Below are 21,225 nucleotides of genomic sequence, written 5' to 3'. Positions count from 1 at the left end.
TTCCAAATTGATACATGGGCGACCGGATGTGGGGCATGTAGGCATGGCATGGCATTTGCTCTTCTTGGATATTCACTAAAAAAACCAAGGAGACCAGCATGACCTATTCCATCCGTACCCTGCTCGGCGTGGCAGCCGCCGGTGCCGTCGCACTCACTTCCCTGCTGACCTTGCCGCATGCCTATGCGCACGGCAATGTCACGCCGCAAGGCGTCGACACCACGGGCTTGCCCAAGGTGGGCGACAAGTGGCTCGAACAAAACCCGTATCGTGGCAACAAGCTGGCCCTGACGGTGGGCACCTCCGCCTACAACCAGAATTGCGCCCGCTGCCACGGCATCGAAGCCATCTCGGGCGGCATCGCGCCGGACTTGCGCCAGCTCGATCGCGATTGCTTTGGTATCAAGAATGAGACAAAGAAACAGGCATGCTACAAGGAAACGGACAATTATTTCCTGGCGACCATCCGCCACGGTAAAGTACGCAATGGCGCCGTGTACATGCCGCCGTTTGAAGGTGTCTTCAACCAGGAAGCCATGTGGGCCATCAAAACCTACCTGGAAACCCGCCGCGATTCTAACTGAGCCGATTGATCACCAAGGAGTCCCATGCGTTCATTTCAATTCCGTGGCGCGCGCGCGATGCTCTCGCTCGCCTGCCTGGCGCTGTGCGCAGCCGCGCCAGCGCGCGCCGACTGGCAGAAAGTGCAGCAGTCGGGCAGCCTGAAAGTGGCGGTGTACAACGAGTTCGCGCCGTTTTCCGACAAGGGCGCGGGCATCGATATCGACATTGCCGAAGCGCTGGCCAAAAAGCTGGGTTTGAAACTGAGCTTGCTGCCCTTTCCCGCCGGTGAAAACCTGAATGACGATTTGCGCAATATGGTGTGGAAGGGCCACTACCTCGGCTATGGTCCTGCCGATGTCATGTTGCATGTCCCGGTCGACAAGAAGTTGATGGCGGATAACGACAAGGTCGAGATTTTCGCCCCGTATTACGTGGAAACCGTGCGTCTGGCGCGCAGCGCGCAAGCCGTGCCGCAATTCGATGGCATCGCTTCGCTGGCCGGCAAGCGTATCGGCGTGGAAAAGGTATCGATCGCCGCCATGCTGATGCTGGGTGAAGACAATGGCAAGTACCGCGACGACGTGCGTATCTTCGACACGGCTGCCGAAGCCTTGCAGCAATTGCAGGCGGGCCAGCTCGACGCCGTGCTGGCGAATCGTTCGGAAATCGAGTCGGTGCTGAAAAGCGATTCCGCTTTCCCCTTGAGCGAAGTGGCGTTCGCCCGCTTGCCGCGTGCCGGCTGGGCCGTGGGTCTGGCCGTCAGCCGTCAGCAGCTCGACGTGGCCAAGTTGCTGCAGGCGGCCATGAACGAGATGGCGGCCAGCGGCGAATTGAAAGCCATCTTTGAGAAATATGGCGTCAAGGAAGCACGGCCGTAGCAGGCTATGTTGATATGCCAAGAAGCCCGCGCATTGGAAGATGCGCGGGCTTTTTTCTTAGAACGAATATTGCGCGCTGGCGCCCAGCAGCCAGTTACGGCCCGGCGCCGCTTCATAGTAGCGTTTGTTGCTGTCGCCAACGATGACGGAACCCACATAGGTCTTGTCGAAAAGATTGTTCAGGCGGGCAAATTCCTTGAAGCGCCATTTGCCCGCGTTTTGCTTGGCGTTGACCCTGGCATTGAACACCGTGTAGCCTGGCGCCGGTTTTTCGCTGTTGCTGTCTTCCGCGTAGATCTGGTTGCTGGCCACGCTTTCCAGTGCCGCGCCAAAACGGTCCAGCGTGTCTTTCCAGGCCAGTTCCGCGAACAGGTTGGCGCTGGGTACGCCCGGCAAGCGGCTGCCTTCGCGCACGCTGCCGAAGGCCTGGTCATACACGGCGTGCAGGCTGGTCAGCGCCACTTTTGTCGTGAAGCCATACGGCAGGCTGGAGTCCAGCGACACTTCCATACCCTGGCGCAAGGTCTTGCCCCCATTGCGGTAGCTGGTGCGCCCGCCGCTCGATTGATCGACCACCAGTTCGTCGCTGGTCTTGATCTGGAATAAGGCTGCATTCACATGCGTGTTGCTATTGATCCTGGCTTTGATGCCCGCTTCCAGGTTGGTGCTGGTGGCCGGTTTCAGCTGGTAATTGAAGCCGCCGCCCGTGCCCGAGTAAAACAGTTCGTTCAGGGTGGGCGCCTCGAAGCCGCGTGCGGCGCTGGCGTAGACGTTGACGCTGGGCGTCAGCTTATACAGCAGACCCAGCACCGGTGTCGTGTGGCTGAACTCCAGGCTGCCGCTGTCGTCGCCATTGCTGAGAAAGTGGTCGTTGACCGCCACTTTCATCTTGCTGTAGCGCACACCTGCGCTGAGCAGCCATGGGCCGCTTTGCCATTCCGCCTGGATATACGGATCGAGGCTGGAGACGACATCCTGCTCGTCGCGGCGCAGCTTGCCTTTTACGCCAAAGCCATTGCCAATGTAATTCTCATAGCCGGTGCGGTCATCGCTGGAGCGGCCGTAATCGATGCCGATGGTGGTGCTCAGCTTGCCGCCTGCCAGCTGGTTCACGTGCAGCCAGTTCGTATCGATGCCATAGAACTGGCGCTGGAAGTCAACCACGCCGCCGGAATGCTTGGGGGGCGCCTGGAAGCCCTTGTTGAAGGCCTGATATTGAATCACGTCACGGTTGCCGCCATACACGGTCACATGCAGGCGATCATCGCCGAACGCCTGTTCATAGGTGGCGCCGATTTGCTGGTGGTCGATGCTTTTGCGCGTGTTGTAGCGCTCGGCAAAGGTGCGCTTCGGGTTTTGCGTATCGGTGGTGTCGGTTTCGCCTGCGCGCGGGTTGGCGGCAAACGTGGCCCAGGTGACGCCCAGGGGATCTTGCGTATTGCCCTGATGCAGGCTGTTAGCGACGATGGTCAGCTTGCTGTCTGCATTGGGCTTGACGGTGATCTTGCCAAAAGCCTGTTCGCGCGTGGCGGCGCTGTGGTCGCGGAAGCCGTCCGTGCGGAAGCGTGAGCCGTCGAGCACGTAGCCGATGCCGCCTGCCTGTCCTTGCGCCGACAAGTCCACCTTGCTGGTGCCGTAGCTGCCGCCCGTCACATTCAATTCGACGGATGGGGGATTTTGCCCATCCTTGGAAAAGAGCTGGATCACGCCGCCCGAATGGTTGCCGTAGATGGCAGAAAATGGCCCGCGCAGCACTTCGATGCGCTCCGCCGTGTCCAGGTTGAAGGTGGCGGCCTGGCCCTGGCCATCGGGCATGCTGGCCGGAATGCCATCGCTGATCAGTTTGACGCCGCGCACGCCAAAGGCCGAACGGGCGCCGAAGCCGCGTGAGGAGATTTGCAAGTCTTGTGCGTAGTTCTGGCGGTTTTGCACCACCAGGCCCGGCACGGCGGCCAGCGCTTCCGACGCGTTGACGCGGATTTGGCCCTCCTGGATGCGGGCGCTATCGACTACATCGATCGAGGCCGGCACTTCCTGGCTGGGGTGGGCGATGCGGCTGCCGCTGACGACCACCATATCCATGACTTGTCCGGCGGCCAGGTCAGCGGACTCGGCGGCGAAAGCGTGGGGGGCGAGGGTGGCGCTGCCGGCGACAAACAGGCTGGCAATGGTGTTCAAGCGGAAACGATGCTGCATGCGGGTTCTCCAATGTGAATAAAAGCCTGCTTGGACGCGTGAGCGGCGCAGGTCTGCATAGTCTTATCAAGCAATATGCCTGCCATGTCTCCATTGGTGGGCTGAAATTATACGCGTGTCAGTGGCACGGCGTTTGCATGCAGCAATGTTCAGATGCGCCGATACCGCGCGCTTTCCCCTCGTTTTGCTATTGAAAAGGTGATTATGCCCAACTTCTTCTCGCGCTTGCGCCAGGTTTGCTGGCTGCTGCCTGTGCTCGCCAGCAGCGCCATCCAGGCCGCTCCGTTTGCCTATGTGCCCAATGAAAAATCGGGCACCCTGAGCGTGATCGACACGGCGACCGACCAGGTAGTGCGCCAGATTGCCGCAGGCAAGCGTCCGCGCGGCATCGCCGCCGACCCCACAGGACGGCAATTGTTTGTCACGGATGCCGCCAGCAGTGCCTTATTGCTGATTGACAATGAAGTCGGCGCGCCCCTGCGCACGGTGGCGCTGGGCAAGTCGCCCGAAGGCGTCAGCGCTTCCCATGACGGTCGTTACGTGGCTGTGGCCGTCGAGGAAAACAATAGCGTGGCCTTGCTCGATGGCCAGACGGGTGTCTTGCTCGCCGACATCAAGGTGCAAGGGCGGAACCCGGAACATGCCGTGTTCAGCCCCGATGGGCGCTGGCTGCTGGTGAGCGCGGAAGAGGCCGAGCAAGTCGATGTCATTGATGTTGCGCAACGCCGCCAGGTCGCTTCCATCGCTGTCGGCCTGCGTCCGCGCGGCATTGGTTTCAGCCCCGATTCGGGCCGAGCCTATGTGGCGTGCGAACTGGTCAATGCCGTGTATGTGATCGACATGGCCGCGCGCAAGGCGATTGCCACCATTCCAGCGGGCAAGAATGCCAACGGTATCGCTGTCCATCCCAGCGGCAAGCAGGTGTATGTCTCGAACGGCACGGATGGCACGGTGATGGTGATCGATACGGCCAGCAATCAGGTCACGGCCACCATTCCCGTCGGCAAGCGCCCGTGGAATATGGCCATCACGCCGGACGGTGCCAAGCTGTACGTGGCCAATGGCCGCTCGAACAGCGTTTCCGTCATCGATACGGCCAGCGCGCGCAAGGTGGCCGATATTGCCGTGGGCGAATTGCCATGGGGCGTGGTGATTCGGTAGTGGCACAGGCGCAGGTGTTCCAGTCTGGCACACCTGTTCCATTGTGCAGCGGCGCAGGGGCGCAGCAACAGCACTGGCCCGGATTGGAACAGGGCGCCGCCACCTTGTTCAAAACCCAAACAGACCCACGCCCGCCTTTCATGCCCGGGGCAGGCGATGAAAAGCGGGCCGGGTTTGGCGCCACGCCCTTGTAAGCGGGGAAAAACCCGCTAAGTTTGTAGTGGGATGGCGAGCTGGCACGGCATTTGCGGAAGACTCCGTGTACTCACCCCATCTGTACCAGGACGTTTGATTTTAATTACAGCAATTCCATTCTAATTAACCCGATAGAGGACGACATGAATCTCGCAGACATCAGCAAACTGGGCGTAGCCAATCCCTTCAAGCAACGCTATGACAATTACATCGGCGGCAAATTCGTTGCGCCAGTAAAAGGTGAATACTTTCCTAACATAACGCCCATCACGGGCTTGCCGTTTTGCGAAATCGCCCGTTCCACGGCGGAAGACGTCGAGCTGGCGCTGGACGCCGCCCATGCCGCCAAGGATGCCTGGGGCAAGACTTCACCTGCCGAGCGCGCCAACATCCTGAACCGCATCGCCGACCGCATCGAACAGAACCTGAGCCTGATCGCCACGGCGGAAACCATCGATAACGGCAAGCCGATCCGCGAGACGATGAATGCCGACATTCCGCTGGCCATCGACCATTTCCGTTACTTCGCCGGCTGCATCCGCGCGCAGGAGGGTTCCGTCGCGCAAATCGACGCGGAAACCTATGCCTACCACTACCACGAACCGCTGGGCGTCGTGGGCCAGATCATCCCGTGGAATTTCCCGATTCTGATGGCCGTGTGGAAACTGGCGCCAGCCCTGGCGGCCGGCAATTGCGTGGTCCTGAAACCGGCCGAGCAGACTCCCGCCTCCATCATGGTGTTGATCGAGCTGATCGGCGACTTGCTGCCACCGGGCGTGTTGAACATCATCAACGGTTTCGGTCTGGAAGCGGGCAAGCCGCTGGCGTCGAGCAAGCGCATCGCCAAGATCGCCTTCACGGGTGAAACGGGTACGGGCCGCTTGATCATGGGTTACGCCGCGCAGAACCTGATTCCCGTCACCCTGGAGCTGGGCGGCAAGTCGCCGAATATCTTCTTTGAAGATGTGATGGATGCTGACGATGATTATTTCGACAAGTGCCTGGAAGGCTTCACGATGTTTGCGCTGAATCAGGGCGAAGTGTGCACCTGCCCATCGCGCGTGTTGATCCAGGAATCGATCTACGAGAAATTCATCGAACGAGCCTTGAAGCGCGTGGCCGCCATCAAGCAGGGTAACCCGCTCGACTCTTCCACCATGATCGGCGCCCAGGCGTCGCAGGAGCAGCTGGAAAAAATTCTGTCCTACCTCGATATCGGCCGCCAGGAAGGCGCCGAAGTGCTGGCCGGTGGCGAGCGCAATACGCAGGCAGGCGACCTGGAGGGTGGCTACTACGTGCGTCCGACCGTATTCAAGGGCAACAACAAGATGCGCATCTTCCAGGAAGAAATTTTCGGGCCCGTCGTGTCCGTGACCACCTTCAAGGATGAGGCCGAAGCGCTGGCGATTGCCAACGATACCTTGTACGGCCTGGGTGCCGGCTTGTGGACGCGCGACGGTTCGCGCGCCTTCCGCATGGGGCGCGCCATCCAGGCGGGCCGCGTGTGGACCAATTGTTACCACCTGTATCCAGCCCACGCCGCATTCGGCGGCTACAAGCAATCGGGTATTGGCCGCGAAAACCACAAGATGATGCTCGATCACTACCAGCAAACGAAGAACTTGCTGGTGAGCTATAGCCCGAAAGCCCTGGGCTTCTTCTAAACCGGCACACGCGCCGCGCCCCTGGCCGGGCGCGGCGTGCAGAAAGGGATGCCATGAGTGCAGCAATTGCCCGGGTGGTCGCCACCGTAGCGGCGCTGGAAATGATGGACAAGTTGCGCCAGCGTCACGGACCGCTGATGTTTTTCCAGTCAGGCGGCTGCTGTGATGGCAGTGCGCCCATGTGTTATGCGCTGGGCGAGTTCGATGTCAGCGATACCGACATTTATCTCGGCAATTTGAATGGCACACCGTTTTACATGGGACTCGAGCAATTCGAGTACTGGGAGCATACCCAGTTGATTATCGATGTGGTCGATGGCAATGGCGGCATGTTTTCACTCGACAACGGCACAGGCAAGCGCTTCCTGACGCGCTCGCGCCTGTTCACCGATGAAGAGTGCGCCTTGTTGCATGCCCAGCCGCATGAACACGACAGAAAAAGCACCTGAGAGTTACACACACATACTAATAACAGAGGGAGATGATTGTGCAGAAAAAAATCATGGGGATCGTCGTCGGTTTGAGTGTCGCCTCGCTGGTCCAGGCGGCCGACGTGGGCAATGTCACCAGTGCCATGCTCGACAGCACGGCGAAGAATCCGTCTAGCGTCCTGTCGTTTGGCATGGGCACGCAGGGCCAGCGCTATTCGCCGTTGACGCAGATCAATGACAAGACCGTGGCCAAGCTGGTGCCGGCCTGGTCGTTCTCGTTTGGTGGTGAAAAACAGCGGGGCCAGGAATCGCAGCCGCTGATTCATAACGGCAAGATGTTTGTCACGGCCTCGTATTCGCGCATCTTTGCCGTCGACTTGAAAACGGGCGCCAAGCTGTGGAAGTATGAGCATCGCTTGCCAGACGGCATCATGCCATGCTGCGACGTGGTCAACCGCGGTGCCGCCCTGTACGGCAACCTGGTGATCTTCGGCACGCTGGACGCCTACCTGGTGGCGCTGGATCAAAACACGGGCAAGATCGTCTGGAAGGAAAAGGTCGACGACTACGCTGCCGGTTACTCGATGACAGCCGCGCCGCTGATCGCCGAAGGCTTGCTGCTGACGGGCGTATCGGGCGGGGAATTTGGCATCGTGGGCCGGGTCGAAGCGCGCAATCCCATGACCGGCGAACTGGTGTGGAGCCGTCCGACCGTGGAGGGCCACATGGGCCACCGCTACGACAAGGATGGCAAGGCGACGGATAACGGCGTGTCTGGCACCGTGAACAAGACCTGGCCGGGCGACCTGTGGAAAACGGGCGGCGCCTCGACCTGGATGGGCGGAACCTACGATCCGCAAACCAAGCTGGCCTACTTTGGCACCGGCAACCCGGCACCGTGGAACAGCCATTTGCGTCCCGGCGACAACCTCTATTCCTCGTCCACCGTGGCGTTGGACGTGAAGACGGGCCAGATCAAATGGGCCTATCAAAACACGCCGAACGACTCCTGGGACTTCGATGGCGCGAACGAGTTCGTCACCTTCGACATGGATGGCAAGCGTTACGGCGGCAAGGCCGACCGCAACGGTTTCTTCTATGTGATCGATGCAAACAACGGCAAGCTGCAAAACGCCTTCCCGTTCGTAAAGAAGATCACTTGGGCCAGCAGCATCGACCTGAAGACGGGACGGCCGAACTTCATCGCCGCCAACCGCCCTGGCGATCCGACCAAGGGTGAAGAGGGCAAGAAGGGCACGACCGTATTTTCCGCCCCGGCCTTCCTCGGCGCCAAAAATCAGATGCCGATGGCGTACTCGCCGCAGACCAAGCTGTTCTACGTTCCCGCGAATGAATGGGGCATGGACATCTGGAACGAGCCGATCAGCTACAAGAAGGGCGGCGCCTTCCTCGGTGCCGGTTTCACCATCAAGCCTTTGTTTGACGACTACATCGGCGCCATGCGCGCCATCGATCCGAAGACCGGCAAGATCGTTTGGGAAGTCAAGAACAATGCGCCGCTGTGGGGTGGCGTGATGAGTACTGCCGGCAATCTGGTGTTCTACGGTACGCCGGAAGGCTTCCTGAAAGCCGTCGATGCGAAGACGGGCAAGGAGCTGTGGAAATTCCAGACGGGTTCCGGCGTCGTGGCGCCGCCCGTCACCTGGCAGGATGGCGACACGCAATATGTGGCCGTCGTATCCGGCTGGGGTGGCGCGGTGCCACTGTGGGGTGGCGAAGTGGCGAAGAAGGTCAACTTCCTGGAGCAGGGCGGTTCCGTGTGGGTCTTCAAGCTGGCATCGAAGTAAGGGGGTGAAACGCCCGGGCCACTCGGATGGGCGTCTCCCTGTCCGCCGGGCGCTTTCTTTTTTCTGACGGCCCAGGCCGTCAGTTTTTTGTTTACCTGTATCACCGCTATGCATACTTGCGGTCAAAAAATGAACACCATGCGGGGCAATTGATCCGCTGCTGCACACGTGAAATACGCTTTTTCTCTTTCTCCCTCTGAGCCGTGCTGGGCACGCTTATTGCCAAAGCTTGAGGTACATCAATCACTGGTGTGCACACTAAAAACAGAGAAGAAAGAGGATAAGCAATGAACACATTGATCAAGCTGGGGAGCCTGGGTGTCATGACAATCGCAGCGATGGGGCAGGCGCAAGCCGTCGATATCAAGGCGGGCGACTGGACGGTGTCGGTGGGCGGCATCGTCAACGCCTACTACACGCAAGTGTCCTGTTCGGGCGATGCGGTGGGCGGGCTGGCGCTGGGTGGCCAGGCGCTCGGTTGCGGTGGCGAGAAGGACCGCACCACCATCGGCAACGGCTTGCTGCCGAATGGCTTGATCACTTCCGCCTCGTCGCGCCTTGGCGAGTACGACGTGAAAGCCTTGATCGGCATCTACAACTCGACCGCCACCGACAGCGCCATCAGCCAGAACAGCGTGGTCGATGTACGCCAGGCCTTCTTTACGTTCGGCAATGCGGAAATGGGCACCTTCAAGTTGGGCCGTGACTACGGCATCTTCGGCGCGAATGCGATCCTGTCTGACATGACCTTATTGGGTTCTGGCGCGCCCGTGCAAGCGACGCAGCGGGGCCGGGTGACCCTGGGCCATATCGGTGCCGGCTACACCTATCTTGGCAACTATGGCCAGATCATGTACAGCTCGCCGAAGTCGAGCGGCTTTGGCGTCGATGTGGCGCTGGTCAGCCCTGTGTCCGATACGCCCATCGTGGCAGGTTCGACCTATTCTTCGAAGTCGAGCCCGCAAGTGCAGGCGCAGCTGACATACGGGCAGGAAGGCTTGAAAGCCTGGCTGGGTGTGAAGTCGCAAAAATTCACCTCGAAAACGCCAGGTATCGATGACCTGACCATGCGCGGCGTGGAGGTGGGCGGCTCGTACCAGATGGGTCCGGCTGGCGTACTGCTCAACTACCAGGGCGGCAAAGGGCTGGGCATCCTGTCCGATGCGGATCAGGGCGATACCAAGTCGAAAAACTGGCTGCTGCAAGGCACGTACAAGACGACGGACAAGCTGAAACTGGGCTTGTCCTACGGCATCAGCAAGAACGACGATAACACGGCCGGCACGGGTGGCTTGAAGTCGAACGCCAACCTGACCCTCGGTGCGTATTACTCGCTCAACAGCGCGATCACGCTGGTGGGTGAACTGGGCCAGACGCGCTCGAAAGGCTTTACGGGCGGCGAAGCGAAGATGAATGGCGTGTCCTTGGGCGGCATCATTTTCTTCTAACTTATCAACGCGGCGCCTTGCAACAGGGCGCCGCATGGAGCGTAGTGCATGCGGACAATGCGGTTGTTCATCGGATGCTGGCTATTCCTGTTTATCCTGGGCCAGGCGTGGGCGGGCGTGCTCACCAAGGCCGAGCTGGCACGGCGCTTTCCTGCTCCCATCGTCGTCGGTGACAAGGAGACCGATTTGGTCGTCTGGCCCTTGTTCAGGCAAAACGCGACGGCCATCGAACTGGTCGGCTATGTTTTTGAATCGGTGGACCTGGCGCCCATCCCCGGCTTTTCCGGTGTGCCCGTCAATTTATTGATCGCCATTAATCCGCAGGGCAGTTTTCTGGACGTGTCTGTTCTATCGCAGCATGAGCCCGTGTTTCTCGATGGCCTGGGAGAAGCGCCTTTGTTTCAATTCGTCAAACAGTATCAGGGCTTGTCGCTGAAACAGAATATCGCCATCGATGCCAAGAAGAAACGCGCGCCAGACCCCACCCACGCCGATATCGATGGCGTATCGAAGGCCACGGCATCCGTGCGCATCATCAACCAAAGCGTGCTGGCCTCGGCCTTGAAAGTGTCGCGCAAAAAACTTGGCTTCGCGCAAGGACGCGACCCCGACCAGATCGCCCGTATCCGCATGGATGTGTTTGAAAAACTCAGCATGGCGCAGATGCTCAAACAGGGCTTGATCCAGCATGTACGCCTGAGCAACAAGGATGTGGAGAGCCTGTTTGCCGGCAGTCCCGGCGCGGGACTCGATGTGGAAGCCACACGCGCGCCGGACGGCGTGTTTATCGACCTGTACCTGGCCTATGTATCCGTGCCCACGGTGGGACGCAAGCTGTTGACGGAACGCAGCTGGAACAAGCTGCGCAACCGGCTAGACGAGGGCGACCACGCCATCCTCGTGATGTCGCGCGGGCGTTACAGCGTGCTGGGCGACGATTTCGTGCGTGGCACCGTCCCCGACCGGCTATTGCTGAAGCAGGATGGCTTGCCCATCGATATGCGCGACCTGGACCTGGACCTGGAATTGCACTTGTCGGAGGGCGGGGCGTTGCCGACTGAAAATGTCGCCGTGTTTCGCATCATCAGCCAGGCGGGGCTTGATCCGGCCAGCCCGCTGGCATTTTCTCTCCCTATCACGCGCAACAAGGGCATCGTGTATCCGGAACGCATCGCCCGCAACGTGGATTTCAGCTACCGCTTGCCCGCCGATTTCTATATCGCGCCACAAGGCGACGATGCCACGTGGCGCGGCACGTGGAAGAACCGCAAGGCTGAACTGCTGCTCTTGGTCGCCGGGCTGGCGCTGCTGGCCGGCGCTTTGGCCTGGCAGAAACGCCTGGTGCGCGATGGGCGGCAATTTACCTGGTTCCGCAATCTGTTCCTGTTGTTTACCATCGCTTTCATCGGCTACTACGCGCAGGGGCAGCTATCGATCGTCAATATTACGGGCGTCATCCAGGCGTTGCTGGCGGGGCGCAGCCTGGGCTTTTTCCTGTTCGACCCGATGACGGTGATCTTGTGGGCTTTTGTGCTGCTCAGCCTATTTATATGGGGACGGGGCACGTTTTGCGGCTGGCTGTGTCCGTTTGGAGCCCTGCAGGAATTCACTGGCAAGCTGGGCCAGTGGCTGCGCTTGCCGCAGTGGAAGATCAAGCCACGCCTCGACGGGCGCTTGAAATGGATCAAGTATGGCTTGCTGGCGGCCATTCTTGGCAGCAGCATGTTTTCCAGCCAAATCACGGACAAGCTGGTGGAACTGGAGCCGTTCAAGACGGCCATTACCCTGAATTTTGTGCGCGCCTGGCCCTTCGTCGCGTATGCCGTGGGCTTGCTGCTGCTCAGCAGTGTTTCCTACAAATTCTTTTGCCGCTACCTGTGCCCGTTTGGCGCGGCGCTGGCGCTGCTGGGGCGCTTTCGCCTATTCAACTGGATTCCCCGTCGCAAGGAATGCGGCACGCCTTGCCAGACTTGCCGCCACCGTTGCGAGTATCACGCCATCGCGCCCAGCGGGAAAGTCGATTACGGTGAGTGTTTTCAGTGTATGGATTGCGTGGTGATTTACGCCAGCGATGAAAAATGCGCTCCCTTGATGCTGGAAATCAAGCGTGCCCGCACCATTCCCATAGTCCGGGCCACGGCAGAGGAGAGCAGCAATGCAGCGTAGGACGTTTATTTCCGCCGCCATCGGCAGCGTGGCCGGCATGGCGGGCTTGGCTTTGCCTGGCAGCATGGCGCGCGGCACGGCCACGGCGTCCGGCGTACGGCCTTATCAAGGCGCCGCGCTGGGATTTGGCACGACCATCGCCGTCACCGTATTGCACCATGATCAGCACCAGGCCGAACTGGCCATTGAAGATGCCTTGCATGCGGCCAGGAATATCGACCGCCTGATGAGCATTTACAGTCCAGCGAGCCAAGTCTTCCAGCTGAACCGCGATGGGCGCCTGGCCCGGCCGGACGCGCATCTGCTGGCCGTGCTGTCGCAGGCGCAAGCCTTGTCGCAATGGAGCGATGGGGCGTTTGATATCACCGTGCAACCTTTGTGGCAGCTGTTTCGCGCGGCGGCGGACCAGGCCAGCTTGCCGACGGACACATTGCGCCGCGCGGCACAGGCGCGGGTGAGCTGGCGGCAACTGGCGTGGGACAGGCGCGAAGTACATTTTCTTCAGCCCGGCATGGCGCTGACCTTGAATGGCCTGGCGCAAGGCTACGCGGCGGACATGGCGCTGGCGGCCGTGCAGGCGCGCGGCATACGGCACGCGCTGCTCGACACGGGCGAGTTCATTGCGCGCGGACAGCGCTCCCCGCGCCGACCATGGACCTTGGGCATCCAGGACCCGCGCGACGGGGAAATCCTGGCGGCCACCCTGAAAGTGGAAGGGCGCAGCGTGGCCACGTCGGGCGACTACGAATGCACGTTCACGCCCGACTTTGTGCATCACCATATCTTCGACCCAGCGAACGGTGATTCGCCGGGAGAACTGGCCAGCGTGACCGTGCTGGCCCCCACGGGCTTGCTGGCCGATGGCTTGTCAACGACCTTCATGGTGACGGGCGCCGCGCGTGCGCATGCCATGGCCGCGCACATGCAGGGCGTGGACCTGATGACTATCGACAAGTCGGGGCAGCGCAAGATGTCGCCCGGCTTTCCCCGTCTGCTTTAGGCTATTTCAGATGTGGCACCTTGCGATAGATCGTATTGCGCGATACGCCCAGGGCCCTGGCCGTGGCCGAGACGTTGCCGCCATGCGCATCGAGCGACTTGAGGATCACGCTTTGTTCCATTTCTTCCAGGTTGGCGCCAGCGGCGATCATGCGGTCCGTGCTGGCGCTGGCGGCATGGGCTTGCGTCATCTCAACATCGTCGAGGAAATCATCGGGCATGTGACGCAAACAGATCTCATGCTCGTCGCCAGCCATGACGATGGCCGTGCGCAACAGATTCGTTAGTTGGCGGAAATTGCCTGGCCATTTATGCTGGTGGAACATGCGCAGGATGTCTGGCGCGACCGTATAGCGCGTGTCGGGCGCTTCTGTTGCAAGGATCTTTTTCACGACCGTTTCCAGGTCCGTGCGTTCTCGCAGCGGCGGCAGTTTTACCACCAAACCATTCAGGCGGTAATACAAGTCTTCGCGAAAGAGCCCTTTGGCCATGCGTTCGCGCAAGTTGTGATTCGTGGCGCAAATGAGTTCCACATTCACAGTGATCGATTTGCTGCTGCCCAGCGGCGTGACCATGCGTTCTTGCAGCACGCGCAACAGGCGCGCCTGCAAGCCAAAGGGCATGTCGCCGATTTCATCGAGGAACAGGGTGCCGCCGTTCGCCTGCAAAATCTTGCCGATGGCGCCTTTCTTGCGCGCGCCCGTAAATGCCCCGTCTTCATAGCCGAACAGCTCGGACTCGATCAGGGTTTCCGGGATCGAAGCGCAATTGACGGCGATAAACGGTCCCATGGCGCGTGGCGAATCGTTATGGATGGCCTGCGCCAGCAATTCCTTGCCAGTCCCCGTTTCGCCCATGACAAGAATAGGAATGTCGCGCCCCAATACCTTGTTGACTTTTTCAATCACCAGCTCCAGTTGCGGATCGCCCGTGCGCAGATAACGGAGGCCGGACAGGCGCCGCGCCGCGTTGGCCGCGTGGCTGGCCGGCGCGGGAACCGGGGCCGACACGGCGTTGATATCGCCATGGTCGGTGCTGGCTGTGAAACCGTGCTGGAAGGCACTATTGGCCAGGCGCAATTGCGCGCGACCATATACGCGCACGCCGCTGTGCATGCACAGGTTCAGCAGACCGGGTGCGGCCGTGCGGTAATGGTCGTACAGGGCAGACACGGGCAAGCCGAACAGGGAGCTGAAGGTATGTGATTGCAGCGCGGCAAATGACAGGCCCAGCTGAAACAAACCGTTCTTATTGGCGGATAAGAACCGTCCGCCCGGGGTGAATGAGGCGATGCCTTCCATCAAGGTGCCGATGAATTCGGGGCGCGCGTGGAAGTGGACGGTGATGGCATCTTCGAAGGTGGCGGAAAACAGCTGATTTTCGATCATCAGCGCCGACATGCGCACCAGGGCCATCGTATGCTTGTGAAAACTGCGCTGGTCGCTCGAGACATCCAGTACGCCGATAACATTGCCCCTGTGGTCGGTGATCGGTGCCGCAGAGCAAGTCAGGAAATGATTGGCGGCCAGGTAATGCTGGTCCGCATGGACCAGGGTGGGTACTTTCTCCGTGATGGCCGTGCCGATGGCATTCGTGCCCCGGCTTTGTTCCGACCATGCCACGCCTGGCTGCAAGGCCACCCGGTTGGCTTTTTCCAGGAAATCATCATCGCCCAGCGAATGCACGATCACACCATTGGCATCCGTCAAGATCACCATATTGTGCGTGTTGACGATTTGCTGGTACAGAGTTTCCATCGCGGGCAGAGCGTGCGTGTGCAGCATGCGGTTTCGCTCGATCAGCAAGGACAGATCGGATTTTCCTGCTGGCGTAAATTCGGGCGTGGCGGTGGGCGACAGGCCAAAGGCGACTGAGCGCTGGTGGGAAGTTTCAATGATGACGGGGACGTTGTCCTGTCCTGCCTGCGAGGTGTTCACGTCTGCAATAGACGAGAACGGTGTGCTACGGTAAGTAGCGGACGTTTGATACATGATCTCGTTGCCTCCGTTGGGCCCTGTAATGCGGCGCTCTTTTGAATATCGAGAGTGTTCCATAATGTAGCACCTGTCACAGATGGGAGCAAAGCAAAGCGAACCGGGCTGTCCCCAGTGTTGCTGCCAGGCCCAGAGTCGCTCTCATCAGTGGACAGTGCATAGGCCTGTATAAGCAAGTGCGGTGCCAGGCTTGTTTCACAGGGTGGAAAAATAGCCCTTGCGGGGCGTGCGGTGCAGGGCTATAATTCGCCCCCTCGCTGAACGACGCATGCAAATGCCGAGTAAGGTGAGAAAAAAGAAGGAGTTGACGGACGTAGCAAAATGCTTCATACTCTTCCTTCTTCGCAGCTGACAAACACAACGCTTTGTCGATAGCGCGAAAGCAGTACCGATTACAGTTCTTTAACAATTAACAGTCGATAAGTGTGGGCATTTGATGTAAGTGCAGCGTCAATCTTCGGATTGGCGTCTAACTTAAAATATCAAATGTTCACAAGAAATAATGAAATAGGATACTTCTTCGGAAGTAGCCTGTCAGTTTTTTGAGTGAGCGACCCGTCGCAAGACGGTGCCAATAAAATGGCAAAGTAACAGAGATTAAACTGAAGAGTTTGATCCTGGCTCAGATTGAACGCTGGCGGCATGCCTTACACATGCAAGTCGAACGGCAGCACGGAGCTTGCTCTGGTGGCGAGTGGCGAACGGGTGAGTAATATATCGGAACGTACCCTAGAGTGGGGGATAACGTAGCGAAAGTTACGCTAATACCGCATACGATCTAAGGATGAAAGTGGGGGATCGCAAGACCTCATGCTCGTGGAGCGGCCGATATCTGATTAGCTAGTTGGTAGGGTAAAAGCCTACCAAGGCATCGATCAGTAGCTGGTCTGAGAGGACGACCAGCCACACTGGAACTGAGACACGGTCCAGACTCCTACGGGAGGCAGCAGTGGGGAATTTTGGACAATGGGCGAAAGCCTGATCCAGCAATGCCGCGTGAGTGAAGAAGGCCTTCGGGTTGTAAAGCTCTTTTGTCAGGGAAGAAACGGTGAGAGCTAATATCTCTTGCTAATGACGGTACCTGAAGAATAAGCACCGGCTAACTACGTGCCAGCAGCCGCGGTAATACGTAGGGTGCAAGCGTTAATCGGAATTACTGGGCGTAAAGCGTGCGCAGGCGGTTTTGTAAGTCTGATGTGAAATCCCCGGGCTCAACCTGGGAATTGCATTGGAGACTGCAAGGCTAGAATCTGGCAGAGGGGGGTAGAATTCCACGTGTAGCAGTGAAATGCGTAGATATGTGGAGGAACACCGATGGCGAAGGCAGCCCCCTGGGTCAAGATTGACGCTCATGCACGAAAGCGTGGGGAGCAAACAGGATTAGATACCCTGGTAGTCCACGCCCTAAACGATGTCTACTAGTTGTCGGGTCTTAATTGACTTGGTAACGCAGCTAACGCGTGAAGTAGACCGCCTGGGGAGTACGGTCGCAAGATTAAAACTCAAAGGAATTGACGGGGACCCGCACAAGCGGTGGATGATGTGGATTAATTCGATGCAACGCGAAAAACCTTACCTACCCTTGACATGGCTGGAATCCCGGAGAGATTTGGGAGTGCTCGAAAGAGAACCAGTACACAGGTGCTGCATGGCTGTCGTCAGCTCGTGTCGTGAGATGTTGGGTTAAGTCCCGCAACGAGCGCAACCCTTGTCATTAGTTGCTACGAAAGGGCACTCTAATGAGACTGCCGGTGACAAACCGGAGGAAGGTGGGGATGACGTCAAGTCCTCATGGCCCTTATGGGTAGGGCTTCACACGTCATACAATGGTACATACAGAGCGCCGCCAACCCGCGAGGGGGAGCTAATCGCAGAAAGTGTATCGTAGTCCGGATTGTAGTCTGCAACTCGACTGCATGAAGTTGGAATCGCTAGTAATCGCGGATCAGCATGTCGCGGTGAATACGTTCCCGGGTCTTGTACACACCGCCCGTCACACCATGGGAGCGGGTTTTACCAGAAGTAGGTAGCTTAACCGCAAGGAGGGCGCTTACCACGGTAGGATTCGTGACTGGGGTGAAGTCGTAACAAGGTAGCCGTATCGGAAGGTGCGGCTGGATCACCTCCTTTCTAGAGTTTGCACGAATCAGTAATGATTCACGCATCAAATGTTCACACTTATCGGCTGTTTAATTAAGAAGAAACAGTAGTCGTAGTAGTTCCGCGTTGGGGCTGTAGCTCAGCTGGTTAGAGCACCGTGTTGATAACGCGGGGGTCGTTGGTTCGAGTCCAACCAGCCCTACCAGTAAAAACAGACCCGGGGGTAAGGTGGACACTAGTCCAGCCAGACCTGCCAGTATGTAATACCCACAGGGGGATTAGCTCAGCTGGGAGAGCACCTGCTTTGCAAGCAGGGGGTCGTCGGTTCGATCCCGTCATCCTCCACCAAGTTTTACTCGAAAGTGCAAACGTAAGCCAGTCAACAAGACTTGGGTTTAGGTTTGATCTTTTAGCGATCAAAGCTGTTTCGTTCTTTAACAATCTGGAAGAAGTAAAGATTATTTATTGATTGGTTTGCCGTAAAAAGCAAATCGATGGGTAATGATTGTATGTATCAACAAACAAGCAACAACGTTGTACTTTCTTATCCCTGTAGCGCTCTTTGATGACTTCGGTCTTCAGAGGCTAACGTTATAGGGACAAGCGAATAAGTGCACATGGTGGATGCCTTGGCGATTACAGGCGATGAAGGACGTAGTAGCTTGCGATAAGCTGCGGGGAGTGAGCAAACACACTTTGATCCGCAGATTTCCGAATGGGGCAACCCACCCTTTTAGGGTATTGCATACTGAATACATAGGTATGCAAGGCGAACGCGGCGAACTGAAACATCTAAGTAGCTGCAGGAAAAGAAATCAACCGAGATTCCCAAAGTAGCGGCGAGCGAAATGGGAAGAGCCTGTACGTGATAGTCGGACTGATAGAAGAATCCTCTGGAAATAGGAACCGTAGCGGGTGATAGTCCCGTATTCGAAATCAGACCGGTGATACTAAGCGTACGACAAGTAGGGCGGGACACGTGACATCCTGTCTGAATATGGGGGGACCATCCTCCAAGGCTAAATACTCGTAATCGACCGATAGTGAACCAGTACCGTGAGGGAAAGGCGAAAAGAACCCCGGAAGGGGAGTGAAATAGATCCTGAAACCGTGTGCATACAAACAGTAGGAGCGGACTTGTTCCGTGACTGCGTACCTTTTGTATAATGGGTCAGCGACTTACATTCAGTGGCAAGGTTAACCGCATAGGGAAGCCGTAGAGAAATCGAGTCCGAATAGGGCGATCAGTCGCTGGGTGTAGACCCGAAACCAAGTGATCTACTCATGGCCAGGATGAAGGTGCGGTAACACGCCCTGGAGGTCCGAACCCACTAATGTTGAAAAATTAGGGGATGAGCTGTGGGTAGGGGTGAAAGGCTAAACAAACTTGGAAATAGCTGGTTCTCTCCGAAAACTATTTAGGTAGTGCCTCAAGTATCACCATCGGGGGTAGAGCACTGTTATGGCTAGGGGGTCATTGCGACTTACCAAACCATTGCAAACTCCGAATACCGATGAGTGCGAGCTTGGGAGACAGACGTCGGGTGCTAACGTCCGGCGTCAAGAGGGAAACAACCCAGACCGCCAGCTAAGGTCCCAAAGATTGGCTAAGTGGAAAACGAAGTGGGAAGGCTAAAACAGTCAGGATGTTGGCTTAGAAGCAGCCATCATTTAAAGAAAGCGTAATAGCTCACTGATCGAGTCGTCCTGCGCGGAAGATGTAACGGGGCTAAGCCAGTCACCGAAGCTGCGGATATCCTTTATTGGATATGGTAGGAGAGCGTTCTGTAAGCCTGCGAAGGTGTCTTGTAAAGGATGCTGGAGGTATCAGAAGTGCGAATGCTGACATGAGTAGCGATAATGGGGGTGAAAAGCCTCCACGCCGTAAGCCCAAGGTTTCCTGTTCAACGTTCATCGGAGCAGGGTGAGTCGGCCCCTAAGGCGAGGCAGAGATGCGTAGCTGATGGGAAGCAGGTTAATATTCCTGCACCGTCGTATGATGCGATGGGGGGACGGATCGCGGAAGGTTGTCTGACTGTTGGAATAGTCAGTTTCTGTCTCATAGAAGGCGCTTAGGCAAATCCGGGCGCGGAATTCAAGGGGATGGGACGAGTGAACTTGTTCACGAAGCAATCGGAAGTGGTTCCAAGAAAAGCCTCTAAGCTTCAGTCATACGAGACCGTACCGCAAACCGACACAGGTGGGCGAGATGAGTATTCTAAGGCGCTTGAGAGAACTCGGGAGAAGGAACTCGGCAAATTGGTACCGTAACTTCGGGAAAAGGTACGCCCCGGTAGCTTGATTGGTTTACTCCATGAGGGTGAAAGGGTTGCAATAAACTGGTGGCTGCGACTGTTTAATAAAAACACAGCACTCTGCAAACACGAAAGTGGACGTATAGGGTGTGACGCCTGCCCGGTGCTGGAAGATTAAATGATGGGGTGCAAGCTCTTGATTGAAGTCCCAGTAAACGGCGGCCGTAACTATAACGGTCCTAAGGTAGCGAAATTCCTTGTCGGGTAAGTTCCGACCTGCACGAATGGCGTAACGATGGCCACACTGTCTCCTCCCGAGACTCAGCGAAGTTGAAATGTTTGTGATGATGCAATCTACCCGCGGCTAGACGGAAAGACCCCATGAACCTTTACTGTAGCTTTGCATTGGACTTTGAACCAATCTGTGTAGGATAGGTGGGAGGCTTTGAAGCGGGGACGCTAGTTCTCGTGGAGCCAACCTTGAAATACCACCCTGGTTTGTTTGAGGTTCTAACCTTGGTCCGTTATCCGGATCGGGGACAGTGCATGGTAGGCAGTTTGACTGGGGCGGTCTCCTCCTAAAGTGTAACGGAGGAGTTCGAAGGTACGCTAGATACGGTCGGACATCGTGTTGATAGTGCAATGGCATAAGCGTGCTTAACTGCGAGACTGACAAGTCGAGCAGGTACGAAAGTAGGACATAGTGATCCGGTGGTTCTGTATGGAAGGGCCATCGCTCAACGGATAAAAGGTACTCTGGGGATAACAGGCTGATTCCTCCCAAGAGTTCATATCGACGGGGGAGTTTGGCACCTCGATGTCGGCTCATCACATCCTGGGGCTGTAGCCGGTCCCAAGGGTATGGCTGTTCGCCATTTAAAGTGGTACGTGAGCTGGGTTTAAAACGTCGTGAGACAGTTTGGTCCCTATCTGCCGTGGGCGTTGGAAATTTGAAGGGGGCTGCTCCTAGTACGAGAGGACCGGAGTGGACGAACCTCTGGTGTACCGGTTGTCACGCCAGTGGCATTGCCGGGTAGCTAAGTTCGGAAGAGATAACCGCTGAAAGCATCTAAGCGGGAAACTTGCCTTGAGATGAGATTTCCCAGAGCCTTGAGCTCTTTGAAGGGTCGTTCGAGACCAGGACGTTGATAGGCTGGGTGTGGAAGTGCAGTAATGCATTAAGCTAACCAGTACTAATTGCCCGTACGGCTTGTCCCTATAACCTTAGCAGGTACAGAGGATGAGAAAGTAACGTTGTGAGTTGTTGATACTACTCATTACCCAGTAACACCTCAGTAAATACCAATACTTCTTCCAGATTCATGACGCTGCTGCCCAATCGGGAGCAACCGTCAGTACAAGTTAT

11 protein-coding genes, 2 tRNA genes and 2 rRNA genes are annotated in these 21,225 nt (G+C 57.6%); 13 read left to right on the top strand and 2 right to left on the bottom strand.

What is annotated here, in order from left to right:
* The first annotated feature begins 98 nt into the window (after positions 1-98).
* On the top strand, positions 99-584 hold the full coding sequence (pedF, locus tag CLU92_RS18625) for a cytochrome c-550 PedF (RefSeq protein ID WP_101483104.1): 486 nt from the start codon (positions 99-101) through the stop codon (positions 582-584).
* Positions 585-608: 24 nt separating this feature from the next.
* Positions 609-1,442 (top strand): ABC transporter substrate-binding protein, encoded by an 834-nt coding sequence (locus CLU92_RS18620; RefSeq protein WP_243857908.1) that lies wholly within the window; start codon positions 609-611, stop codon positions 1,440-1,442.
* A gap of 57 nt (positions 1,443-1,499) precedes the next feature.
* Here the strand turns inward: CLU92_RS18620 and CLU92_RS18615 are convergent, their stop codons facing one another.
* Entirely contained in the window at positions 1,500-3,638 is a 2,139-nt protein-coding gene (locus tag CLU92_RS18615) for a TonB-dependent receptor (protein WP_101483103.1), read from the bottom strand.
* Positions 3,639-3,842: 204 nt separating this feature from the next.
* Here CLU92_RS18615 and CLU92_RS18610 point away from each other — a divergent pair, with 204 nt between their 5' ends.
* The 7 genes from CLU92_RS18610 to CLU92_RS18580 all read left to right on the top strand — a co-directional run bounded on the left by CLU92_RS18610 (position 3,843) and on the right by CLU92_RS18580 (position 13,511).
* On the top strand, positions 3,843-4,799 hold the full coding sequence (locus tag CLU92_RS18610; RefSeq protein ID WP_101483102.1) for a beta-propeller fold lactonase family protein: 957 nt from the start codon (positions 3,843-3,845) through the stop codon (positions 4,797-4,799).
* Between the two features lie 338 nt (positions 4,800-5,137).
* The gene (gene adh / locus CLU92_RS18605) at positions 5,138-6,658 is read left to right on the top strand and encodes an aldehyde dehydrogenase (protein ID WP_099404118.1); all 1,521 of its coding nucleotides are present in this window, start codon (positions 5,138-5,140) and stop codon (positions 6,656-6,658) included.
* A gap of 53 nt (positions 6,659-6,711) precedes the next feature.
* Positions 6,712-7,107, top strand: a complete 396-nt coding sequence (locus CLU92_RS18600) for a DUF779 domain-containing protein (RefSeq protein ID WP_101483101.1) — start codon at positions 6,712-6,714, stop codon at positions 7,105-7,107.
* A 53-nt stretch (positions 7,108-7,160) separates the two neighbouring features.
* Positions 7,161-8,897 carry a PQQ-dependent methanol/ethanol family dehydrogenase gene (locus tag CLU92_RS18595; protein ID WP_257562590.1) on the top strand — a complete coding sequence of 579 codons (1,737 nt, stop codon included), beginning with the start codon at positions 7,161-7,163 and terminating at the stop codon, positions 8,895-8,897.
* A gap of 287 nt (positions 8,898-9,184) precedes the next feature.
* The gene (locus CLU92_RS18590; RefSeq protein ID WP_243857910.1) at positions 9,185-10,345 is read left to right on the top strand and encodes a porin; all 1,161 of its coding nucleotides are present in this window, start codon (positions 9,185-9,187) and stop codon (positions 10,343-10,345) included.
* Between the two features lie 48 nt (positions 10,346-10,393).
* Positions 10,394-12,511 carry a 4Fe-4S binding protein gene (locus CLU92_RS18585; protein WP_101483099.1) on the top strand — a complete coding sequence of 706 codons (2,118 nt, stop codon included), beginning with the start codon at positions 10,394-10,396 and terminating at the stop codon, positions 12,509-12,511.
* Positions 12,501-13,511, top strand: a complete 1,011-nt coding sequence (locus CLU92_RS18580) for an FAD:protein FMN transferase (RefSeq protein WP_101483098.1) — start codon at positions 12,501-12,503, stop codon at positions 13,509-13,511. Before CLU92_RS18585 ends, CLU92_RS18580 begins: the two co-directional genes overlap by 11 nt.
* Before the next feature lies 1 nt (position 13,512).
* On the opposite strand, the gene CLU92_RS18575 is transcribed toward CLU92_RS18580, so the two are convergent.
* On the bottom strand, positions 13,513-15,501 hold the full coding sequence (locus tag CLU92_RS18575) for a sigma-54-dependent Fis family transcriptional regulator (protein WP_257561122.1): 1,989 nt from the start codon (positions 15,499-15,501) through the stop codon (positions 13,513-13,515).
* A gap of 602 nt (positions 15,502-16,103) precedes the next feature.
* Between CLU92_RS18575 and CLU92_RS18570 the strand changes: the two genes are divergently transcribed.
* The 4 genes from CLU92_RS18570 (at position 16,104) to CLU92_RS18555 (ending at position 21,077) form a co-directional block, all read left to right on the top strand.
* Positions 16,104-17,634, top strand: a 16S ribosomal RNA gene (locus tag CLU92_RS18570).
* 98 nt (positions 17,635-17,732) lie between these two features.
* Positions 17,733-17,809, top strand: a tRNA-Ile gene (locus tag CLU92_RS18565).
* A gap of 67 nt (positions 17,810-17,876) precedes the next feature.
* A tRNA-Ala gene (locus tag CLU92_RS18560) sits at positions 17,877-17,952 on the top strand.
* Between the two features lie 249 nt (positions 17,953-18,201).
* Positions 18,202-21,077: ribosomal RNA gene (locus CLU92_RS18555) — 23S ribosomal RNA — on the top strand.
* Together the 16S and 23S rRNA genes with 2 tRNA genes alongside form the textbook arrangement of a ribosomal RNA operon.
* Positions 21,078-21,225 lie beyond the last annotated feature (148 nt).

The sequence above is a fragment of the Janthinobacterium sp. 61 genome (assembly GCF_002846335.1).
GTDB lineage: Bacteria > Pseudomonadota > Gammaproteobacteria > Burkholderiales > Burkholderiaceae_D > Janthinobacterium.
Note: the sequence above shows the minus strand (reverse complement) of the source record. Positions and strands in the feature narration are given on the sequence as shown.

Bases quoted from the DNA above. Each gene is read 5' to 3' on its own strand.
- pedF (WP_101483104.1), top strand. From the start codon at position 99: ATGACCTATTCCATCCGTACCCTGCTCGGCGTGGCAGCCGCCGGTGCC.
- CLU92_RS18620 (WP_243857908.1), top strand. From the start codon at position 609: ATGCGTTCATTTCAATTCCGTGGCGCGCGCGCGATGCTCTCGCTCGCC.
- CLU92_RS18615 (WP_101483103.1), bottom strand. From the start codon at position 3,638: ATGCAGCATCGTTTCCGCTTGAACACCATTGCCAGCCTGTTTGTCGCC.
- CLU92_RS18610 (WP_101483102.1), top strand. From the start codon at position 3,843: ATGCCCAACTTCTTCTCGCGCTTGCGCCAGGTTTGCTGGCTGCTGCCT.
- adh (WP_099404118.1), top strand. From the start codon at position 5,138: ATGAATCTCGCAGACATCAGCAAACTGGGCGTAGCCAATCCCTTCAAG.
- CLU92_RS18600 (WP_101483101.1), top strand. From the start codon at position 6,712: ATGAGTGCAGCAATTGCCCGGGTGGTCGCCACCGTAGCGGCGCTGGAA.
- CLU92_RS18595 (WP_257562590.1), top strand. From the start codon at position 7,161: ATGGGGATCGTCGTCGGTTTGAGTGTCGCCTCGCTGGTCCAGGCGGCC.
- CLU92_RS18590 (WP_243857910.1), top strand. From the start codon at position 9,185: ATGAACACATTGATCAAGCTGGGGAGCCTGGGTGTCATGACAATCGCA.
- CLU92_RS18585 (WP_101483099.1), top strand. From the start codon at position 10,394: ATGCGGACAATGCGGTTGTTCATCGGATGCTGGCTATTCCTGTTTATC.
- CLU92_RS18580 (WP_101483098.1), top strand. From the start codon at position 12,501: ATGCAGCGTAGGACGTTTATTTCCGCCGCCATCGGCAGCGTGGCCGGC.
- CLU92_RS18575 (WP_257561122.1), bottom strand. From the start codon at position 15,501: ATGTATCAAACGTCCGCTACTTACCGTAGCACACCGTTCTCGTCTATT.